Here is a 16,481-nt window from a genome sequence, read left to right as displayed (position 1 = left end):
CCGGAATGCAAAAACAGCCCGAAATCGGGCTGTTTTGGAGGCTTGTTACATTATGGCAACAATCGGGCGCAAAATAGTTACATTGGCCACAATTTACGCAGCGACATGCCTTTTCTGACGGCACAAGCAAAGCCTGCCGCAACGTCATCGCGCGGCAGGTTTTGAGCTTCGAATCGTCAGCCGGCGTCGCGCACGCGCGACAGCGCCGTGTCGAGCTTTTCCTGCGTCCGGCGGTAGTCCTCGAGCTTTTCGCGCTCGGCTGCGACGATCTCTTCCGGAGCCGAAGCGACGAACTTCTCGTTCGACAGCTTCTTGTGCAGCCGGGCGATCTCCTCGGTCGTCTTGGCGAGCTCCTTCTGCAGGCGCGCCGCTTCGGCGGAGAGGTCAATCAGGCTGCCGAGCGGCAGGCAGGCAGTGGCTTCGCCGGCGACGATCTGGGCCGCTCCCTTGGGTGCCGCCGCCTCATGCGTGATCTCGCCGACGCGGGCGAGGCGCGCAATCGCCGACTGATGGCGCTTCAGGCGCTCCAGCGTCTCGGCATTGGCCCCGACGAAGACGAGCGGCGCGATCGCCGCCGGCGGCACGTTCATTTCGGACCGAACCGAGCGGATGCCGCTGACGAGATCGACGAGCCAGTTGATCTCGGCCGCAGCGCCCACGTCCTCGAAATCAGGCGCCGGCCATGCAGCGTGGCACAGAAGCGACGTGCGCTCCTTGCCCTCGCCGGCGGTGTGCGCCCACAGCTCCTCGGTCATGAACGGCATCATCGGATGCAAGAGCTTGTAGATCTCGTCGAGCACGAAAGCCGCGACCGCCTGGCTTTCCGTCTTGGCGGCCTCGTCCTCGCCCATGAAGATCGGCTTGAGCAGTTCGAGGTACCAGTCGCAGAAGGTGTTCCAGACGAAACGATAGGCAGCACCAGCCGCCTCGTTGAAGCGGTAGGTGGTGATCGCCGCAGTCACCTCGCGCGTCGCGCGGGTCAGTTCGGTCAGGATCCAGCGGTTGACGGTCAGCTTGGCGTCGTTGAGCCAGAATTCGTCATTGCGCGCGACACCGTTCATCTCGGCAAAGCGCGTGGCATTCCACAGCTTGGTGCCGAAGTTGCGGTAGCCGGCAATGCGGGCCGGATCGAGCTTCACGTCGCGGCCCTGCGCGGCCATGATCGCCAGGGTGAAGCGCAGCGCGTCGGCGCCGTACTCGTCGATCAGCTCCAGCGGATCGATGACGTTGCCCTTCGACTTCGACATCTTCTGGCCGTTCTTGTCGCGAACCAGCGCATGGACGTAGACCGTGTGGAACGGCTCCTCTTCCATGAAATGCAGGCCCATCATCATCATGCGGGCGACCCAGAAGAAGATGATGTCGAAGCCGGTCACCAGCACGTCGGTCTGGTAATAGGTTTCGAGCTCGGGCGTCTTGTCCGGCCAGCCGAGCGTCGAGAACGGCCACAGCGCCGACGAGAACCAGGTGTCGAGCACGTCCTCATCGCGGGTCAGGATCTTGCCCGGTTCGAAATTCTCGAGGCGCTCCTCGACCCAGGCCTTCCACGGCCCTTCAAGCGCGAGATAGTGCTGGATCGCTGCATCGAGGGCTTCTTCCTCGCTGCGCTCGACGAAGACCTGGCCGTCCGGGCCATACCAGGCCGGAATCTGGTGACCCCACCACAGCTGACGCGACACGCACCAGGGCTGGATGTTCTCCATCCAGTCGAAATAGGTCTTTTCCCAGTTCTTGGGCACGAAGTTGGTGCGGCCCTCGCGCACCGAGCGCAAGGCAGGCTTGGCCATCTCGGCGGCGTTGACGTACCACTGGTCGGTCAAGAACGGCTCGATCGGCACGCCGCCACGGTCGCCATGCGGCACCATGTGCTTGTGGGGCTCGATCTTGTCGAGGAAACCGCCCTCTTCCATGATCTGGACGATCAGCTTGCGCGCCGCGAAGCGGTCGAGGCCGTGCAGTTGCGCCCACACGCCGTCGCGCATCTCGGTGCGCTCGACGCCTTCGAGGAACTCGTCGTTGTCGACGATGTTGATGTTGGCCTCGACGGTCAGGATGTTGATCTGCGGCAGGTTGTGGCGCTTGCCGACCTCGAAGTCGTTGAAGTCATGTGCCGGCGTGATCTTGACCGCGCCCGACCCCTTTTCCGGATCGGAATATTCGTCGGCGACGATGGGGATCCTGCGGCCGACGATCGGCAGCACGACGTGTCTGCCGACGAGGGCTGCGTAGCGCACGTCTTCGGGATGGACGGCAACGGCGGTATCGCCGAGCATCGTCTCAGGTCGCGTGGTCGCAACCGTGATGTAGGTCGCCGGGTTCTCCGGATCGTAGACCTCACCTTCGACAGGATAGCGGAAGTGCCAGAGATTGCCGTTGATCTCGTGCTGCTCGACCTCGAGATCGGAAATCGCGGTCAGGAGCTTCGGATCCCAGTTCACAAGGCGCTTGTCCTTGTAGATCAGGCCCTGCTTGTGCAGCGTCACAAACACCTCGATGACGGCCTTGGACAGGCCCTCGTCCATGGTGAAGCGCTCACGCGACCAGTCGCAGGAGGCACCCAGCCGCTTCAGCTGGTTGAAGATCATGCCGCCGGACTCGTCCTTCCACTCCCAGACCTTGTCGACGAACTGCTCGCGGGTCAGGTCGCGGCGATGGATCTGCTTTTCCATCAGCTTGCGCTCGACAACCATCTGGGTGGCGATGCCGGCATGGTCCATGCCGGGCTGCCACAGCACGTTCTTGCCACGCATGCGCTCGAAGCGGACCAGAATGTCCTGCAGCGTGTTGTTCAGCGCATGGCCCATATGCAGCGAGCCGGTGACATTGGGCGGCGGGATGACGATGGTGAACGGGTCGGCACCCTCGGGCGCGCCGGCGCCTGCCTTGAAGGCGTCGGCATCTTCCCAGGCCTTGGCAATCCTGGGTTCGACTGTTTTGGCGTCGTAGGTCTTCTCAAGCATCGGAATTGGTTCCGTTTTGGTCCGGATCTGTTGGTCCGGTGTAAATCGGATGGGTGCAACCAAGTCAACAGCGCGGCAAGCACCAGCCGGAAACGAAAACGCCGCCCGAAGGCGGCGCTTTCATGTCGGCAGAGCCGAAATCACTGTGCGCCGCGTGCCACGCGTTCGATCTCTTCGCGTACCAGCCGTTCGACCAGCGTCGGCAGGTTGTTGTCCAGCCAGTCCTGCAGCATCGGCCGCAGCATCTCGGTGGCGATGTCGTCGAAGGACTTGCGGCTGCGCGCCGCGTACGCGTCGTTGAGCTCGCCGAAAGCCGCTGAGATCTGGCGACCCGCCTGTTCCGAGATGATCGCAGGCTTCGGCGCGGCCAGCTCTTCGGCCACGGCAGGCTCCGGCGTTGCCACTACGGTCTGGGCAACGACCTGAGGTGTCTGCTTCTCCGCTTCGCGCGGACCAGCCAGGCGCTCCATCTGCTCGACGGCGATCGTCGACTGCGGCGCCCAGTTTGCGGCAGCCGGGCGGGTTGCGGCGGGCATCTCCACGATGGGCGCCGGTGTCTCGACGACGGGCGCTGGCGCCTCGGCGACGGTTGAGCGCATGGGCATTGCGGTGGCCGCCGCGACCTTCGGCTCTGCCGACGGCCACTTCGCGGGCTCGTCGCGCCGCGGCACTTCCTGCTTCGCGGCCATCGGTACGGCCTCTGCCGGCTTCACATCGACCGGCGCGGCCTTGGGCGCCTGGAACTCGGCCCGGAATGCCTCGACTTCGATGATGTTGCGGTCGCTGCGGTCGTCTTCGGGCTCCGGCCGCATCTGTTCGAAATCAACCGCCGGACGGCGTCCGGTATCGTTGTCTTCGATGATCCTGCGGATGGAAGCGAGAATCTCTTCCATCGAGGGTTCGCGCTGAGCGCTGCTAGCCTGAGCCATCGTCACATCCGCCGCCTTTGTGACAGGATACAAAATGCGCCCGCCGAAACGGGCGTCGAATCAGAGCCCAAGCGTAGCCGACTGATTCCCCTTCGAGAATCCCCAATCGGACACCCCTGGCGATTTCAACAGAATACAGTGTCCCGGCCGCTCGTCGGCAAAACGAAAACGGGCGCCTGCTCCATAGGAGCAGACGCCCGCCTATCAGGTAGCCGGCTCGCTGAAGCTCAGCGGCCATCCGGCGTGCGGAGACCGATCCACTTGTCCTTGACGGCGTTGTAGTGCTCTTCCGGCTTGTACTTGGTCACCTGCAGATTGAGCCGCTCGACCGACAGATTGCCGGCGGCCGACAGGATGGCATAGCTCGCCACCACGACATCGCGCTCAGCGGTCGCCAGGTTGATCTGGGCGTCGATGACGTCCCTCTGCGAGTTGAGCACGTCGAGCGTCGTGCGCTGGCCGACATTGCGCTCCTCGATAACGCCATTAAGCGCCAGCTGTGCTGCCGAGATCACTTCGCGGTTCGCCGCCACCGCCTCACGCGCCGCCGCGTACTGCGTCCAGGCGGACGTCACCGCCTGACGAACCTGGTCGCGGCTGACATCGACTTCGATGCGGGCCTGGCCAAGCGATTCCTTGGATTGACGCACGGTCGCTGAAGCGCGGCCACCCTGATAGATCGGCACAACGAGCGATGCGCCGATATTGGCCGAGGTCGTCCAACCGTCGGAGCCAGTATTGCCAGTGTTAGGAGCAAAGTCGCGGTGGGTCTGCGAAATGCCTGCCGATGCCGACAGTTGCGGCAACAGCGCGCCTTCGGCCGATTTCACCGAGAAGCCCGCCGCGTCGACGAGATATTCGGTCGCCTGGATCGCCGGATGTTGATCGGCCGCCAGTGCTACAGCGCTGTCGAGGCTCTTGGGCAGAAGCTTGGACAGCGGCGCTGCCCCCTTCAGGTTCTTCGGGTCTTCGCCGACGAGTCGGCGATAGGTCGCAGCACTTGCCAGTGCCTGGGCGCGGGCTGCGGCCAATTGCGCGAGTGCCGCCGAACGCGAGGCGTCCGCCTGCGCCACGTCGGTGCGGGTGCCCTCACCCACGTCGAAACGCGAACGGGCAGCGCGAACCTGTTCGCCGAGGAACTGCAAATTGCGTTCCCTGAGCGCCGCGATCTGGCGGTCGCGGATCACATCCATATAGGCGCTCGCCGCATCGAACAGGATGTTCTGCTCGGTGTTGCGCAAGCTCTGGTTCTGGGCGCGCACACGCGCCTCGGCAGCTGCGACGTTGTTCTTGGTCTGGAAACCGTCGAACAGCGACTGCTTGATCTCGATGCCGAACGAGCCGGTCGTCAGGTGGCTCGTCGAGTCCCGCCGCGTCGTCGAATAATCGATACTGGCGGAGCCATTGATCGTCGGCCGATAGCCCGACTTGGCGATCGCCACGCTTTCATCGATGATACGCACCCCGGCGCGGGCCGAATTGAGCTGGGAGTTGTTCTGATATGCCTTGGCCAAGGCCCCGAGGATCGTTTCCGCGGAGGCCGACAGCGGCGAAAGCGCCGTCGCGGAAACCAAAGCTACGGCAAACACACTTTTACGGAAAAACGACACGCGCGTCCCTCATTCATTCTGCGGCGAGCTGCCTGAAGACAGCTACTAATGCCCCTCGCCGAATCCGACAACAAGCGACCAATCTGGACCAGAACAGTCCAGAATCAATCACCCTCGTCCGCTCCTTAGATCATCACGACGCATTGCCCGCCGCAAGAAAAAGGAGATCAGAACTCAAATTCGTGTGTGCGATTGAAGCCGGGTAGTGGCTTAACTGCCGCATTGAAAGCACGGCGCGCCGTCACAATGGCACCGTCCTTGAGGTAGACGCTGGCGACGCCGGCATTGCCGCGACCCTCGACGACGACCAGCCGGCCGCCATCCTTGAGCTGGCCGAGCAGCGCCTCGGGCACCTGTTCGACGCTGCCGCCGACGAAGATGACGTCGTATGGCGCCTGCGACGGGTAACCGGCGGCAAGAGGTGCGGTGACCACGACGACATTGTCATGGCCGAGCGACGAAAGCGTCGAGGTTGCCTTTGCGGCGAGCGTGGCGTCGCTTTCCAGCGCAATCACCGAACTGGCGATGCGCGACAGCACCGCCGAGGAATAACCCGTGCCGCAACCGACATCGAGAACGAAGTCGCTCGGCGCAATTTCTGCCAGCTGTGCCAGCTTGGCGAAGGGCGACGGCTCCATGAGATAGCGCGGCTGATCGGCATCGGCGGTCGCGCCGTAGCGCATGTCTTCGTCGATATAGGCAAGCTCGCGATGGCCGCTGTCGACGAATTCTTCGCGCGGCACGGACAGCATAGCTGAAAGAATGGCTGCGTCGGTCACGTCGGTGGTGCGGACCTGGCCGTCCACCATCTTCACGCGACGTTCGGAAAAATCAGCGTTCATGTTCAACTGGTCCGCCTTCGGCGCGTGATGCGCAACTATAACTGCCCGAATGGGTCCTCGGCGGCGGTTGCCGAGGAAGCTGGAGGCCTCGCCCGGAATCGAACCGGGGTGCAAGGATTTGCAGTCCTCTGCGTAACCACTCCGCCACGAGGCCTCGCCGCTTCGGGCGTCTACAGCGCTCCAATAGGTTGCCAGGATTCCGCCGTCAAGCGGGAGACGACTCTTTCTCCGTGGGTTTTGGCTGCCGCCACGGCAAAGGACCTAGGAAAGGCTCAACAAAGGATTTGATCATGCACCGCAGCAGCAAGAATCGCAGCAACGCCCTTGTTTTCCCTCCAGACGCGGCTCGGCCAACGCCTTCGCAACGTGCCCGGGCGGTGCAAGGGCGATGTCGGGCTATTCCCTGGCGTCGCTTGCGCTAGTTCGCTGGCCGCTTGCGCCGCTCCCACCAGATGATCAGCCTGCGGCGTACGCGGCGGACGACATGGAATTCGTGCGACAGGACCAGAAGTCCGAGCGGAATCATCCAGAAGCCAAGCACCGGCAGGAAGCCCAGCAGGCCAAAGAAGCAGAGGGCGACGCCGATGCCGATGCGCACCCCGCGCGAACGCGGCATGGCGAATTCGCGGCCGAAGATCGAAATCTTGCGTCTGGGTGGCTGCTGGGGGCTGGCGCTGGTCATTATCCCTGCATTTGCTCGATGAAGCCTGTGCGCCCGAATGACGCGCCAAGCCGGCAAGAGGCTTGGTAAAGCGGACATATGAGGCCGTCCCGGGGTGATTACCAGAAAGCTGTCTGGGAAAAACTCGCAAAAAGGTTCGATTACCGCTTTGCAAATCGAATTCCCGTTGCTATACGCCGCCTCGTTCACACCAGAGCGCTGTTCCCCGGTAGCTCAGTGGTAGAGCAACCGGCTGTTAACCGGTTGGTCGCTGGTTCGAATCCGGCCCGGGGAGCCACTTCATTCTCAAAGCATTGAAGTTTTCAGATCCGCCCTCGCCTTGGCGGGTCTTCGGTTATTGTTCGCTTGCCGCGCAAACTGTCCTTGCAGGCCTGTCACGCCTTTAGAGCGCAGATCACCTGATATCGGCCGCCGGCAGCGCCCATGTCAGTATTGATCGGCCTTTCACACCATCGCCGCTCAAGCGATTCGTCGGAATCAGACATCGCAACGAATTGCGCATTCAGCCTTAAGCAACCTGCAATATGTCCACTCTAGATATGCAACCATATCTTAAGGTCATTTGTCGGGCGCAGGATGATACGTTTCCTCTCACTGGGCATTCTAACGCTGCTGCTGACCGGATGTTCGGACAGCGATTCGCCACCGCAAGGTAATCCTGCCGATTCCCTGAGAACGGACCGCTTCGGCTATCAGGTCGATTCGAACGTCATTGTCGGCAAGGACAATTCTCTCAGCTGGCTCAAATCGGTCGTCACGGGCTATGCACCCGTCGAAGGCGAGCGCCCGGCCAAGATCGGCTGGCTCGAGACGACCCAAAGCTGCAAGTTTCCGCTTCCGTCCGTCGGCGACAAGCTCGTCCAGATTCACACCAACGAGACCAACCAGGTTTCCGATGTCTTCGCCCTGTCGCAGGCGGAAGTGCTGGAGCGGGCGCAAGCCTATGTCTCGCAATGGCAGAATGACGGAAAGGACCCAGGCGTCAATTCGAACCGCTCCGGCGATCGGCTGAGGGTGGTCAATGTGGTCGTCACCGAAACGGCGGCGCCCGTCTATCTGGTGCTTGCCGGCGGCTTCGACACGCTCTGGAACATCCAGAAATCGCCCAATGCCCGCCTCTCGCGCGTTGCCATCATCGGCACGCGCAACGCCGGTATCGTCAATCTCGAGCCCGGCACGCCGGTCACCGTGCTGGCCGGCAACGCCGCCAAGGATTGCAAGATATCGATATCCCGCCGCCCACAACCGTTCTGGAGGGTCGTCGAGGCTGCCAAGGGCGGCGAACAGATCTCCAAGGAGGCGGTCGCCAGCCGCAATGCGATCTACAACAGATATGACCGCTGGTTCCGCGTCAGTTTCGGCAAGGCCAGCGAAGAGGTCACCATCGGCATCGACCAGATGAACCACGCCATCGTCGGGCCGCTGCCGGCATCACTCGAAGAGCGCTTGCCTTACCGTGGCATCACCGACGCCACCGTGCAACTCGCCCGCACCGACTACGCCTTCGTTGCCGCCTCCCGCGACGACTATGATTCGAAGCATTCCGACCTCGTCACCAAGAAGGCACAACAGCTCGCCGGAGGCGACCTCACAACTCTCAATCGGAAGCAATGACGGCCATGCAGGGCAGTTTTCTCAAGATCGTGGTCGTCGTGCTGCTGCTGTTGGTCGGCGCGCCGCTCATCGGCAGCCTGATCTTCAACGTCGCCGCCGCAGCCTACATCATGCAGATGATGGGCATGGTGAGCGACAGCCAGGAAAAGGCGGCTGAACGGCGGGCATCGGATTTCCAGGGCGTCAAGGTCGTGTCCGAGGGCGCGCCGGGTCTGGTGGCGCTGCGCAACTTCGACGACTTCGAGCAGACGCGCACTGTTTCCCTCAACATGCATATGCGGCTGACGGACATCCGGCGCGGCGACCAGAACGCTTTCGACGCCAACGACGTCGAGGCGTATCTCGCGTCTCGCCTGCCCGTCCTGGCGCGCGCCGAATGCGACCTGATCGTCAAGGCCTTCGCCAGCAAATGCGCGGTCAACAGGGTTTCGGCCCGGCCGACGGAAGATCTGTACCAGGTCAGCATGCGCCTGACCTTCGTCCAGCGCGAGCCATTCGGCGAGGTCGCCAAGGCGCCCGAACTCAACTACGTAGAAATCCCGCTCAACCTGAATGACGGCGACGACAAGTCGATCATGACCGACAGCTGGGTTTCACAACGGACGAGGTATTACGACGCCGTTACCAAGGGCTGCGCCAAGATCCGCGCCCAGAACAAGAATTGCGCCATCATGACGCTGACAATCGCCTCGACCCCGCAACGCGGCAGCTCGGCCATCAAGGTCAATGCCGGCGCCCGCTACGCGATCCTGCAGTGACGGGGTGATCCTGCCGGGACGGCTTGCGGCACGGCGTTGCCCTGCCCGCACGACCGCTCTCCGCTTAATGCCGAGGCCCGCCGGACAATCGCCCGCGCAGCCATTCGCCCTCGCGCAGATTCGCGAACGACCAGCAGCAGTGCTGATTGCCAGATCAGCGCGGAAACCATGACAGCGACCAGCCCAACTTCCGGAACGCCCGTCATCGCCTCGCCTCATGACATCCTCGCGGCACTCCCGGTGCCAGCGGGCTACGTCAATGTCGAAAAGGGCAAGATCGAGGTCGACGGCGAAGGCGCCGTGCTCATCCGCATGGAACGTGCGGACAAACGCCATGCTGGCCTGGGCGGCGAGCATTTCAGCACCGTGGGCGCCACCTCCGGCAGGCTCAAGGGCTTCGTGCGCATGCATCTCGCGCTGCGCGACGGCGCCCCGCCCAGCCAGGACGAAGCGCATGACATCGCCATGCGGTTCCTGTCCGACCATGCCGCCGACCTTCTGTCACGCCGCGAGGTCAGCTTCATTGCTCCGCATGACGAGACGATCCGCGCTGACGGCAAGAGCACAACGTTGACGGGCATGAAGGTGAAAATGCGCAATCTTGTCGACGGCCGCTGGTTCTAGGTGATCGTCGGCGCCGACCGCGAGGTGATGGTGTTCGAGCGCGACATCGTCTGGGCCAACCTCAAAGGCCGCCGCCAGAGCGAAAAATGGCTGCATGACAGCTGGCTGGCAGAGCAACGCAAAACCGGCGGTGCCTGAGCCCGGGCCGGCCTGCAACATCGTCCAGCGCGGAATGCCTCAGCGCGAGGCGAAAATCGACCAGTTCATCCTTTTGGTCAGCCGTTCCAGCGCGATCGAGCCCAGCATCGAGTTGCCGCGCGCATTGAGCCCCGGCGACCACACGGCGATCGATGCCACACCAGGCACGATCGCCAGGATGCCGCCGCCGACGCCGCTTTTTCCGGGAATGCCGACGCGGAAGGCAAACTCGCCCGAACCGTCATAGTGTCCGCAGGTCAGCATCAGCGCGTTGATGCGGCGGGCGCGCTCGCTCGAGACGATCGTGTGACCCGTCTCCTCGATGCGCCCGGCATTGGCCAGGAACCGCCCCGCATTGGCCAGTTGCAGGCAGCTCATGGCAACGGCGCAATGGTGGAAATAGACGCCCAGCGTCATCTCGGGCGCGTGGTTCAGATTGCCGAACCCCTTGAGATAATTGGCCAGTGCGAAATTGCGGAAGCCGGTGGCGCGCTCGGAATTGGCCACGTCGCGGTCGATGATGACAGAATCGTCGTCGGCCACAGTGCGCATGAAGCTCAGCACCTCGCCGATCGCTTCGCGCGGCTGGTGGCCCGACAGCAGCACGTCGGAGACGACGATGGCCCCGGCATTGATGAAAGGATTGCGCGGAATGCCGTGTTCGAGTTCGAGCTGGACGATGGAGTTGAAGGCCGTGCCTGAAGGTTCGCGCCCGACGCGGTTCCACAGCTGGTCGCCGACTCGACCAAGCGCCAGCGCCAGGGTGAACACCTTCGATATGCTCTGGATCGAAAACGGCTCGTCGGCGTCACCCGCCGCCGCCACTTCGCCGTCGTTCTTGACCACTGCGATGGCGAATTTGGCCGGATCGACCTTGCCCAGTTCTGGAATGTAGGAGGCAACCTCGCCGCGCTCCGTCTGCGCTGCCATCTCGGCGACGATCTCGTTCAGCGTATCCTGGAGGCTGGGCATGACACTTCCTGCTTCGACCGGCTCGAACCGGCAGGCCGTTCTACATCAAGTCGCGCGCGACGCCACCCATCCCCTGGTCATCACAGAGCGGCACAACCCTGACGCTTTGTGGGCTGGCGGCCGCCGAATCGTCGAAAGATGTGCCGAAAGCGAAACTTTCGTAGCGGCGATTCACGTATCCCTCACGTTGCGTCAACACGGCACTGTTACAAGCAACCTCTAATGTTCGTTCAACCCACCAAACGGAGACGTTGCGATATGCGTTTTTCTGATGTGCGTGAGAGCCTGCGGAGCATCGGCGTGGTCATGAGCAAGCGAGGTGAAACCATCCGGCTCAATTATTTCGGCGGCCTCGAAGATACGGCCAAATACGCAACCGACCTGCAGGAAGCGTTGGCGCTTGGCAGGGAACTCGCCGGCCCCCGCCGCAGCAACGGCTCGTCGGGACGCTGAACCTTCACGACTGGCGACGCGACCGCGCACGATCTGCGCGTCGCTGTCACCGAGGCGATTGCCGAAACACTTGGCGCGTGAGGAACATGGGCCCCATCTGATGGGCCGTCAAATCTGCATTTCACGGCTGTTTTGACGTTTCACTCACGCCGCAATCACCCCGCCTCCCCTAACGTCCTTCCGAAATCAGGCCGGAATCAGCTCCGGCAAGAGTGGTGAGGAACGCTGGAATGCTGCAGGTTTTGCCCGGTGCCAGAAGCATACAAGCACGCGCACTTGCCGGAATGTCGTTGTATGCTCCCGATGCAAGTTGCGAGGACCACAGGCGATTCGACCTGTGGTACGCTCTTCAGGGGCATGGACGACCTGCAGCGAAGGTCCGCACGATGGCTGGTGAAGACGCCAGTACGCTTTGCAATATCTACCTGTTCGGGGCGCTGGCCGTCACCGACGCAGCCGGCGCGTCGTGCACGCCCAAGGCGCAGAAGTCGCGCGCGCTGGTGGCCATGCTGGCACTTGCTCCACGCGGTGCCCGCTCGCGTATCTGGCTGCGCGACAAGCTATGGAGCGACCGCGGCGAGGAGCAGGCCGCAGCCAGCCTGAGACAGGCCCTCGTCGACGTCCGCAAATCGCTCGGCCCGATCGCCGACAGCATCATCATTTCCGACAACCACACCATCTCGCTCGACCTCAACCGCGTGTCGGTCGACGCGCTGCAGTTGCTCGACCCGTCGCGCCAATCCGTGCCCAGCGAAGTCGAGCTCGAATCCTGGCCGGAGCTGCTCGAAGGCCTCGACATCGGCGACCCCGAATTCGAGGAATGGCTGATGCTCGAGCGGCAGGTCTGGCAGGGCCGGCTCGAAAATGCGCTCGGCCAGCGCGACGTCAGCCCCAAGGACAGGCGCAGCAACGGCCTCATCCCGGCCCAGGCACAGAAATCGGGACCGAATTCCTCCGACGGCGGCAACCGCAAGTCGCTGCCGCTGACCGGGAGCCGGACCGGCTGGTCGGTGGCGCTGCTGCCGCCGGCGATCTCAGGCGATGCCTTCGGGGCAGAATCGCTGCCCGACATGTTTTCCGAACTCTTGGTGCGGTCGCTGCTCGAAGGCGGCGAACTGACCGTCTCCGACCTGTCGCGGCCGGATCTGTCGCCGACGCAGGAGCCGGAAACGGCGTTCGATTCGGTGGCGCTGGCGATTCAGGTCCGCTACCGCTTTTCGGCCCACCAGGCCTATATCAGCGTCAGTGTCCATCGCACCGCCGACCGCAGCCTGCTGTGGATGGGCGGCGCCACGCTTGAACGGCGCGCGATCGAGGCAGGCGAAACCTCGGCGGCGCACCAGCTCATCAACGAGGCGATGGACGAGTTGCGCAAATATTTCATTGCGCGCTCCGAACAGACCGACGACGTCGTCGAGGCCGAGAGCCTCTATGCCGCCGTCAACGCCATGTTCCGGCTGTCGCGCAACGACCTAGTCATGTCCGAGGCGTCGCTCCGGCGCATCATCGCCCAGCGGCCGTCGTCGCAGGCCTATGCCTGGCTCGCCTTCCTGATGACTTTCCAGGTCGGCCAGCGTTTCTCCGATTCTGCCGTGGCCATCGAGCAGGCTCAGCATTACGCCCGCAAGGCGCTGGAACTCGATTCCAGCAATTCGGTCACCCTGGCGCTCGTCGGCCATGTGCATTCGTTCCTGTTCGGCGAGTACGACTACGCATCGGGCCTGTTCGAGCGCGCCATCCGCGCCAACCCGACCCAGGTGCTCGGCTGGGACCTCTATTCGATGCTGCATGCCTATGCCGGCCAGCCGGACAAAGGGCTCAGCCTCGCCAACTGGGCGCGTCATCTCGGAGCCTACAGCCCCTATCGCTACTATTTCGACACCTCGCGGCTGATCAACGCCACGCTCGCCGGCAATCATCGCGTCGCCATCGAAGCCGGCGAGCAGGCGCTACGCGAGCGGCCCGATTTCAATTCGCTGCTGCGTTATCTCGTGGCGAGCCACGCCCAGCTCGGCGACATCCGCGCCGCCCGCTCGCTGCTCGACCGGCTGAACGTCGTCGAACCCAATTTCTCGATCAGCTCGCTGATCGACGCCCGCTATCCAATCATGCGCACCGAGGGCGGCGCCAATCTGATCTCCGGTCTGATCAAGGCCGGTGTCAAAAAAACATGACGGACGCGCCGAGCACCGCACATTTCGATCAATTCAATGGGGAATTCAGTGTCTGGCAACGACAGTTCCGCGCCTGCTGAGGGCGGCTTTTCGCACTTTCTCGATCAGTACCGCTTCAAGATCGCCGGCGACGACGTGCTGCCTTGCGCGGCCACGGATCGGCCTCCGATCGTGTTGGAAACCACACTCGCCTCCGGCGCCGAGGCGATGGTGATGTCGGCCGGAGTCGCCAGTGCCGTCATGAGCGCCGGCGTGCTCAACAAGGCCTCGCTCAACAAGAACAAGAATAAAAACAAGAACAAAAACAAGAACAAGGGCAGCGCTCTTCAATCGGGATCAGGCACTGGATCGCAGGCAAGCCTGATCCCGGCCTTCGAGCTCAGGCGTCTGCACACGTCGCCCTCGCCACATGCGTTCACGGCAGCGCGCAAATTCACCTGGGAGCAGCTCGACATTCCGCTGCCGCCCGGCCCAGACGTCACCCGTCTCGAAACGACAGTCATGCTTTCGCTCCAGGCCCGTGACCGCGAACGCTCGCGTCGCAAGGACGACATCGAGCGCGAGGCGACGCTTGACGTCTCCGACTTCACCAAGCCGCTGGGCATCGACGGCATCAGCGGCTTCGACCAGACCGAGGGCCTGTTCCAGTCGATCCTGACGGCCTGCGAATATGTCGGGCTGATCTACAAGGCAAAATTCAACCGCACCAGGCCCAACCAGGTCGAGCCACGCCTGCGGCTCATGCTGCCCAATCCAGCGCACCAGGCCTATCCGAGCAACCACTCGTTCCAGTGCCACTCGATTGCCTTTGCCTTCAACGCCATCCTGCCGGAGCACCCGGCGACGGAGGAGCTGTCGCGCATTGCCCGCAAAGTCGCGGAAAACCGCGAATGGGCAGGCCTGCACTATCCCAGCGACACCAATGGCGGCCGGGCGCTGGCACAGCGCTTCCAGCCATATCTGCGTGACGCCTTCATGGCGAACTATCTCGCCGCACAGCGCGAATGGATCTGAGGGGCGATCATGGCAAACGGCAACACACAGTTCTCCTTCCAGCACCCTCAGTCCTACTACTACCTCTGGCACCTTGCGGCACTCGGCGTGATCGATGCCACCTTCGGGCCGCTGACCCCGGGTGGCGGGGTCGACTACTCCTCGCCCACAATCAACGGCACCGTCTGGGATACGATATCAGAGGCGTTCCCGGCAGCGACGGCTCCTGCGACAGTCGCGCTGATCGACGTCGGCGTCAGCCGTAGCCACCCCAACCTCAAGAGCCGGCTGGACGCGGTGAAGTCGATCGACCTGGTGAGCCACCCCTATGGCGCCAAATATGTCGCCGCCCCTGCCGCCAGCCCCTATGACCCCGAGGTCAAGGCCGCCTTCTTCGCCGGCATCTCCACCGCAGGGCTGGGCACGCTCAACCTGACGGGCCCGGAGACCGCCTATCTCGGCAGCCTGATCGCCGAGCTCGCAGCTTCGGAAGGCGTGCTGCACACGCTGATCGAGGGTGACGAGACCTTTGGCAGCCACGGCACCGCTGTTGCTGGCCTCGTCGTCGGCGAACCGGCGGCAAGCGTCGCGCCCAATCCGGCGATCGCCCTGCCCGATGTGCTGATATCAGACGACGGCACTGCCGTGCCGAACCCGAACCGCAACATGCTGCCTTATTTCGGCGTCGACCCGCTGTCGCGGCTGATCTCGATCCGGACCGGCTTCGAGCAGCAGCCCGACCAGTTCATAGCAGCGCTCCTCTATGCCTTTGCCAATGGCGCCGACGTCATCCTGTTGCCGCGCGGCATCCCCGACCCGGTGCGCAGCGTTTTGAATGCCAAGCCGGAGCTCTCTCAAGACCTCGACGACCGTGCCAACTGGGAGCGTGCCGATCTGTTCGCCCGTCTTGAGGAGGCGACGCCGCCGGCAAGCGAGATCAGGCCGCATGCGGTCGGCAAGACCGGCAACCGCGAGATCGCCTGGAACACGCTCGCCAAGCTCATCGTTGCCATCAGCCGCAAGGTGCCCGTGGTCTGCGCGGCCGGTAATGACGGCGAGAGCCAGCTGATCTACCCGGCCAATCTCGCCGCCGCCAACAACGGCATCATCGCCGTCGGCGCGGTGACGCCACATGGCTACCGCTCCGGCTACAGCAACTATGGCGCCAAGCTGACGCTTGTCGCGCCGTCGGACGATTTCGAGATCTATACCAGACACCAGTTGCGCGTCGACCGGACCAACCCGATGGTCGACCAGCACCACTACCATCCGGGCAAGGGCAAGGTCATTCCGCACAGCCATTTCTCGCTGCTGACCACCGACCTGCCCGGCACCTTCGGTTATGCCGGTGGCTCCGACCCCTATTCGTCGATCCTGCCGCCGCTCGACAACCAGGGCATCGGCGGCGGTTACTACACCACCTTCGGCGGGACCTCCGGCGCGGCGGCTCTCGTCGCCGGTGTGGCTGCCCTCACGGCCCGTGCCCACAAGGCAAAGCATGGCGCCGCGGCGAAACTGGACGGCCTGACATCCAAAGCCAACCTCATTGCCGCCTGCGATCAGAATGCTTCTGTCAAGCCGGGCACGACCCCGCTGACGCAGGATCCGATGAACGCCGACAACGAACCGGCGAAGGGCAAGACGTATTTCTTCGGCGCTGGCCTGCTCGATGCCGGCAAGGCGGTCGCGGCAATACTCGCGCCCTGACCGATCGCGTAACTCATGTCGGAAT

General features: G+C 63.3%; 14 protein-coding genes and 2 tRNA genes. 9 read left to right on the top strand and 7 right to left on the bottom strand.

Features of this window, described 5'->3' with window-relative positions; all coding sequences use genetic code 11:
* Positions 1-176 precede the first annotated feature (176 nt).
* The 6 genes from HNQ95_RS11465 to HNQ95_RS11440 all read right to left on the bottom strand — a co-directional run bounded on the left by HNQ95_RS11465 (position 177) and on the right by HNQ95_RS11440 (position 7,023).
* Positions 177-2,960 carry a valine--tRNA ligase gene (locus tag HNQ95_RS11465; protein WP_182574093.1) on the bottom strand — a complete coding sequence of 928 codons (2,784 nt, stop codon included), beginning with the start codon at positions 2,958-2,960 and terminating at the stop codon, positions 177-179.
* A gap of 140 nt (positions 2,961-3,100) precedes the next feature.
* Positions 3,101-3,853 carry a PopZ family protein gene (locus HNQ95_RS11460; protein WP_246340671.1) on the bottom strand — a complete coding sequence of 251 codons (753 nt, stop codon included), beginning with the start codon at positions 3,851-3,853 and terminating at the stop codon, positions 3,101-3,103.
* A gap of 263 nt (positions 3,854-4,116) precedes the next feature.
* A complete protein-coding gene (locus tag HNQ95_RS11455) occupies positions 4,117-5,499 on the bottom strand; it encodes a TolC family outer membrane protein (protein ID WP_182574095.1) in 1,383 nt (460 codons plus the stop codon).
* 167 nt (positions 5,500-5,666) lie between these two features.
* A complete protein-coding gene (locus HNQ95_RS11450) occupies positions 5,667-6,341 on the bottom strand; it encodes a protein-L-isoaspartate O-methyltransferase family protein (protein ID WP_067961587.1) in 675 nt (224 codons plus the stop codon).
* 80 nt (positions 6,342-6,421) lie between these two features.
* Positions 6,422-6,495: transfer RNA gene (locus HNQ95_RS11445), tRNA-Cys, on the bottom strand.
* A 264-nt stretch (positions 6,496-6,759) separates the two neighbouring features.
* Positions 6,760-7,023 carry a hypothetical protein gene (locus tag HNQ95_RS11440; RefSeq protein ID WP_067961585.1) on the bottom strand — a complete coding sequence of 88 codons (264 nt, stop codon included), beginning with the start codon at positions 7,021-7,023 and terminating at the stop codon, positions 6,760-6,762.
* Between the two features lie 202 nt (positions 7,024-7,225).
* Here HNQ95_RS11440 and HNQ95_RS11435 point away from each other — a divergent pair.
* The 5 genes from HNQ95_RS11435 to HNQ95_RS33405 all read left to right on the top strand — a co-directional run bounded on the left by HNQ95_RS11435 (position 7,226) and on the right by HNQ95_RS33405 (position 10,157).
* Positions 7,226-7,300 (top strand) — tRNA-Asn (locus tag HNQ95_RS11435).
* 299 nt (positions 7,301-7,599) lie between these two features.
* Complete coding sequence (locus HNQ95_RS11430; protein WP_182574096.1) at positions 7,600-8,637, top strand: hypothetical protein; 1,038 nt, start codon at positions 7,600-7,602, stop codon at positions 8,635-8,637.
* A complete protein-coding gene (locus HNQ95_RS11425) occupies positions 8,634-9,395 on the top strand; it encodes a hypothetical protein (RefSeq protein WP_182574097.1) in 762 nt (253 codons plus the stop codon). The genes HNQ95_RS11430 and HNQ95_RS11425 overlap by 4 nt, the downstream gene beginning before the upstream one ends.
* Before the next feature lie 168 nt (positions 9,396-9,563).
* The gene (locus tag HNQ95_RS33410) at positions 9,564-10,019 is read left to right on the top strand and encodes a hypothetical protein (protein ID WP_210252495.1); all 456 of its coding nucleotides are present in this window, start codon (positions 9,564-9,566) and stop codon (positions 10,017-10,019) included.
* Entirely contained in the window at positions 10,020-10,157 is a 138-nt protein-coding gene (locus tag HNQ95_RS33405; protein ID WP_210252494.1) for a hypothetical protein, read from the top strand.
* Between the two features lie 39 nt (positions 10,158-10,196).
* Here HNQ95_RS33405 and HNQ95_RS11415 read toward each other — a convergent pair whose 3' ends face one another.
* A complete protein-coding gene (locus HNQ95_RS11415; protein WP_182574098.1) occupies positions 10,197-11,129 on the bottom strand; it encodes a glutaminase in 933 nt (310 codons plus the stop codon).
* A gap of 258 nt (positions 11,130-11,387) precedes the next feature.
* Between HNQ95_RS11415 and HNQ95_RS11410 the strand changes: the two genes are divergently transcribed.
* From HNQ95_RS11410 to HNQ95_RS11395, 4 genes are all read left to right on the top strand, one after another.
* Positions 11,388-11,582, top strand: coding sequence for a hypothetical protein (locus HNQ95_RS11410; protein ID WP_067961573.1), 195 nt, complete (start codon positions 11,388-11,390; stop codon positions 11,580-11,582).
* Between the two features lie 386 nt (positions 11,583-11,968).
* Positions 11,969-13,756: an AfsR/SARP family transcriptional regulator gene (locus HNQ95_RS11405; protein WP_210283754.1), complete on the top strand. Its 1,788-nt coding sequence runs from the start codon at positions 11,969-11,971 to the stop codon at positions 13,754-13,756.
* Between the two features lie 48 nt (positions 13,757-13,804).
* Complete coding sequence (locus HNQ95_RS11400; RefSeq protein ID WP_249925985.1) at positions 13,805-14,770, top strand: phosphatase PAP2 family protein; 966 nt, start codon at positions 13,805-13,807, stop codon at positions 14,768-14,770.
* A 9-nt stretch (positions 14,771-14,779) separates the two neighbouring features.
* Positions 14,780-16,456 (top strand): S8 family serine peptidase, encoded by a 1,677-nt coding sequence (locus HNQ95_RS11395; protein WP_182574099.1) that lies wholly within the window; start codon positions 14,780-14,782, stop codon positions 16,454-16,456.
* Positions 16,457-16,481 lie beyond the last annotated feature (25 nt).

It is taken from the genome of Aminobacter ciceronei (assembly GCF_014138625.1).
Classification (GTDB): domain Bacteria; phylum Pseudomonadota; class Alphaproteobacteria; order Rhizobiales; family Rhizobiaceae; genus Aminobacter; species Aminobacter ciceronei.
This window is presented reverse-complemented; position numbering and strand designations above follow the sequence as displayed.

Excerpts from the sequence above, each read along its gene's own strand:
- HNQ95_RS11430 (WP_182574096.1), top strand. The coding sequence starts at position 7,600 with ATGATACGTTTCCTCTCACTGGGCATTCTAACGCTGCTGCTGACCGGA.
- HNQ95_RS11460 (WP_246340671.1), bottom strand. The coding sequence starts at position 3,853 with ATGGAAGAGATTCTCGCTTCCATCCGCAGGATCATCGAAGACAACGAT.
- HNQ95_RS11425 (WP_182574097.1), top strand. The coding sequence starts at position 8,634 with ATGACGGCCATGCAGGGCAGTTTTCTCAAGATCGTGGTCGTCGTGCTG.
- HNQ95_RS11405 (WP_210283754.1), top strand. The coding sequence starts at position 11,969 with ATGGCTGGTGAAGACGCCAGTACGCTTTGCAATATCTACCTGTTCGGG.
- HNQ95_RS11465 (WP_182574093.1), bottom strand. The coding sequence starts at position 2,960 with ATGCTTGAGAAGACCTACGACGCCAAAACAGTCGAACCCAGGATTGCC.
- HNQ95_RS11415 (WP_182574098.1), bottom strand. The coding sequence starts at position 11,129 with ATGCCCAGCCTCCAGGATACGCTGAACGAGATCGTCGCCGAGATGGCA.
- HNQ95_RS11410 (WP_067961573.1), top strand. The coding sequence starts at position 11,388 with ATGCGTTTTTCTGATGTGCGTGAGAGCCTGCGGAGCATCGGCGTGGTC.
- HNQ95_RS11450 (WP_067961587.1), bottom strand. The coding sequence starts at position 6,341 with ATGAACGCTGATTTTTCCGAACGTCGCGTGAAGATGGTGGACGGCCAG.
- HNQ95_RS33410 (WP_210252495.1), top strand. The coding sequence starts at position 9,564 with ATGACAGCGACCAGCCCAACTTCCGGAACGCCCGTCATCGCCTCGCCT.
- HNQ95_RS11395 (WP_182574099.1), top strand. The coding sequence starts at position 14,780 with ATGGCAAACGGCAACACACAGTTCTCCTTCCAGCACCCTCAGTCCTAC.
- HNQ95_RS11440 (WP_067961585.1), bottom strand. The coding sequence starts at position 7,023 with ATGACCAGCGCCAGCCCCCAGCAGCCACCCAGACGCAAGATTTCGATC.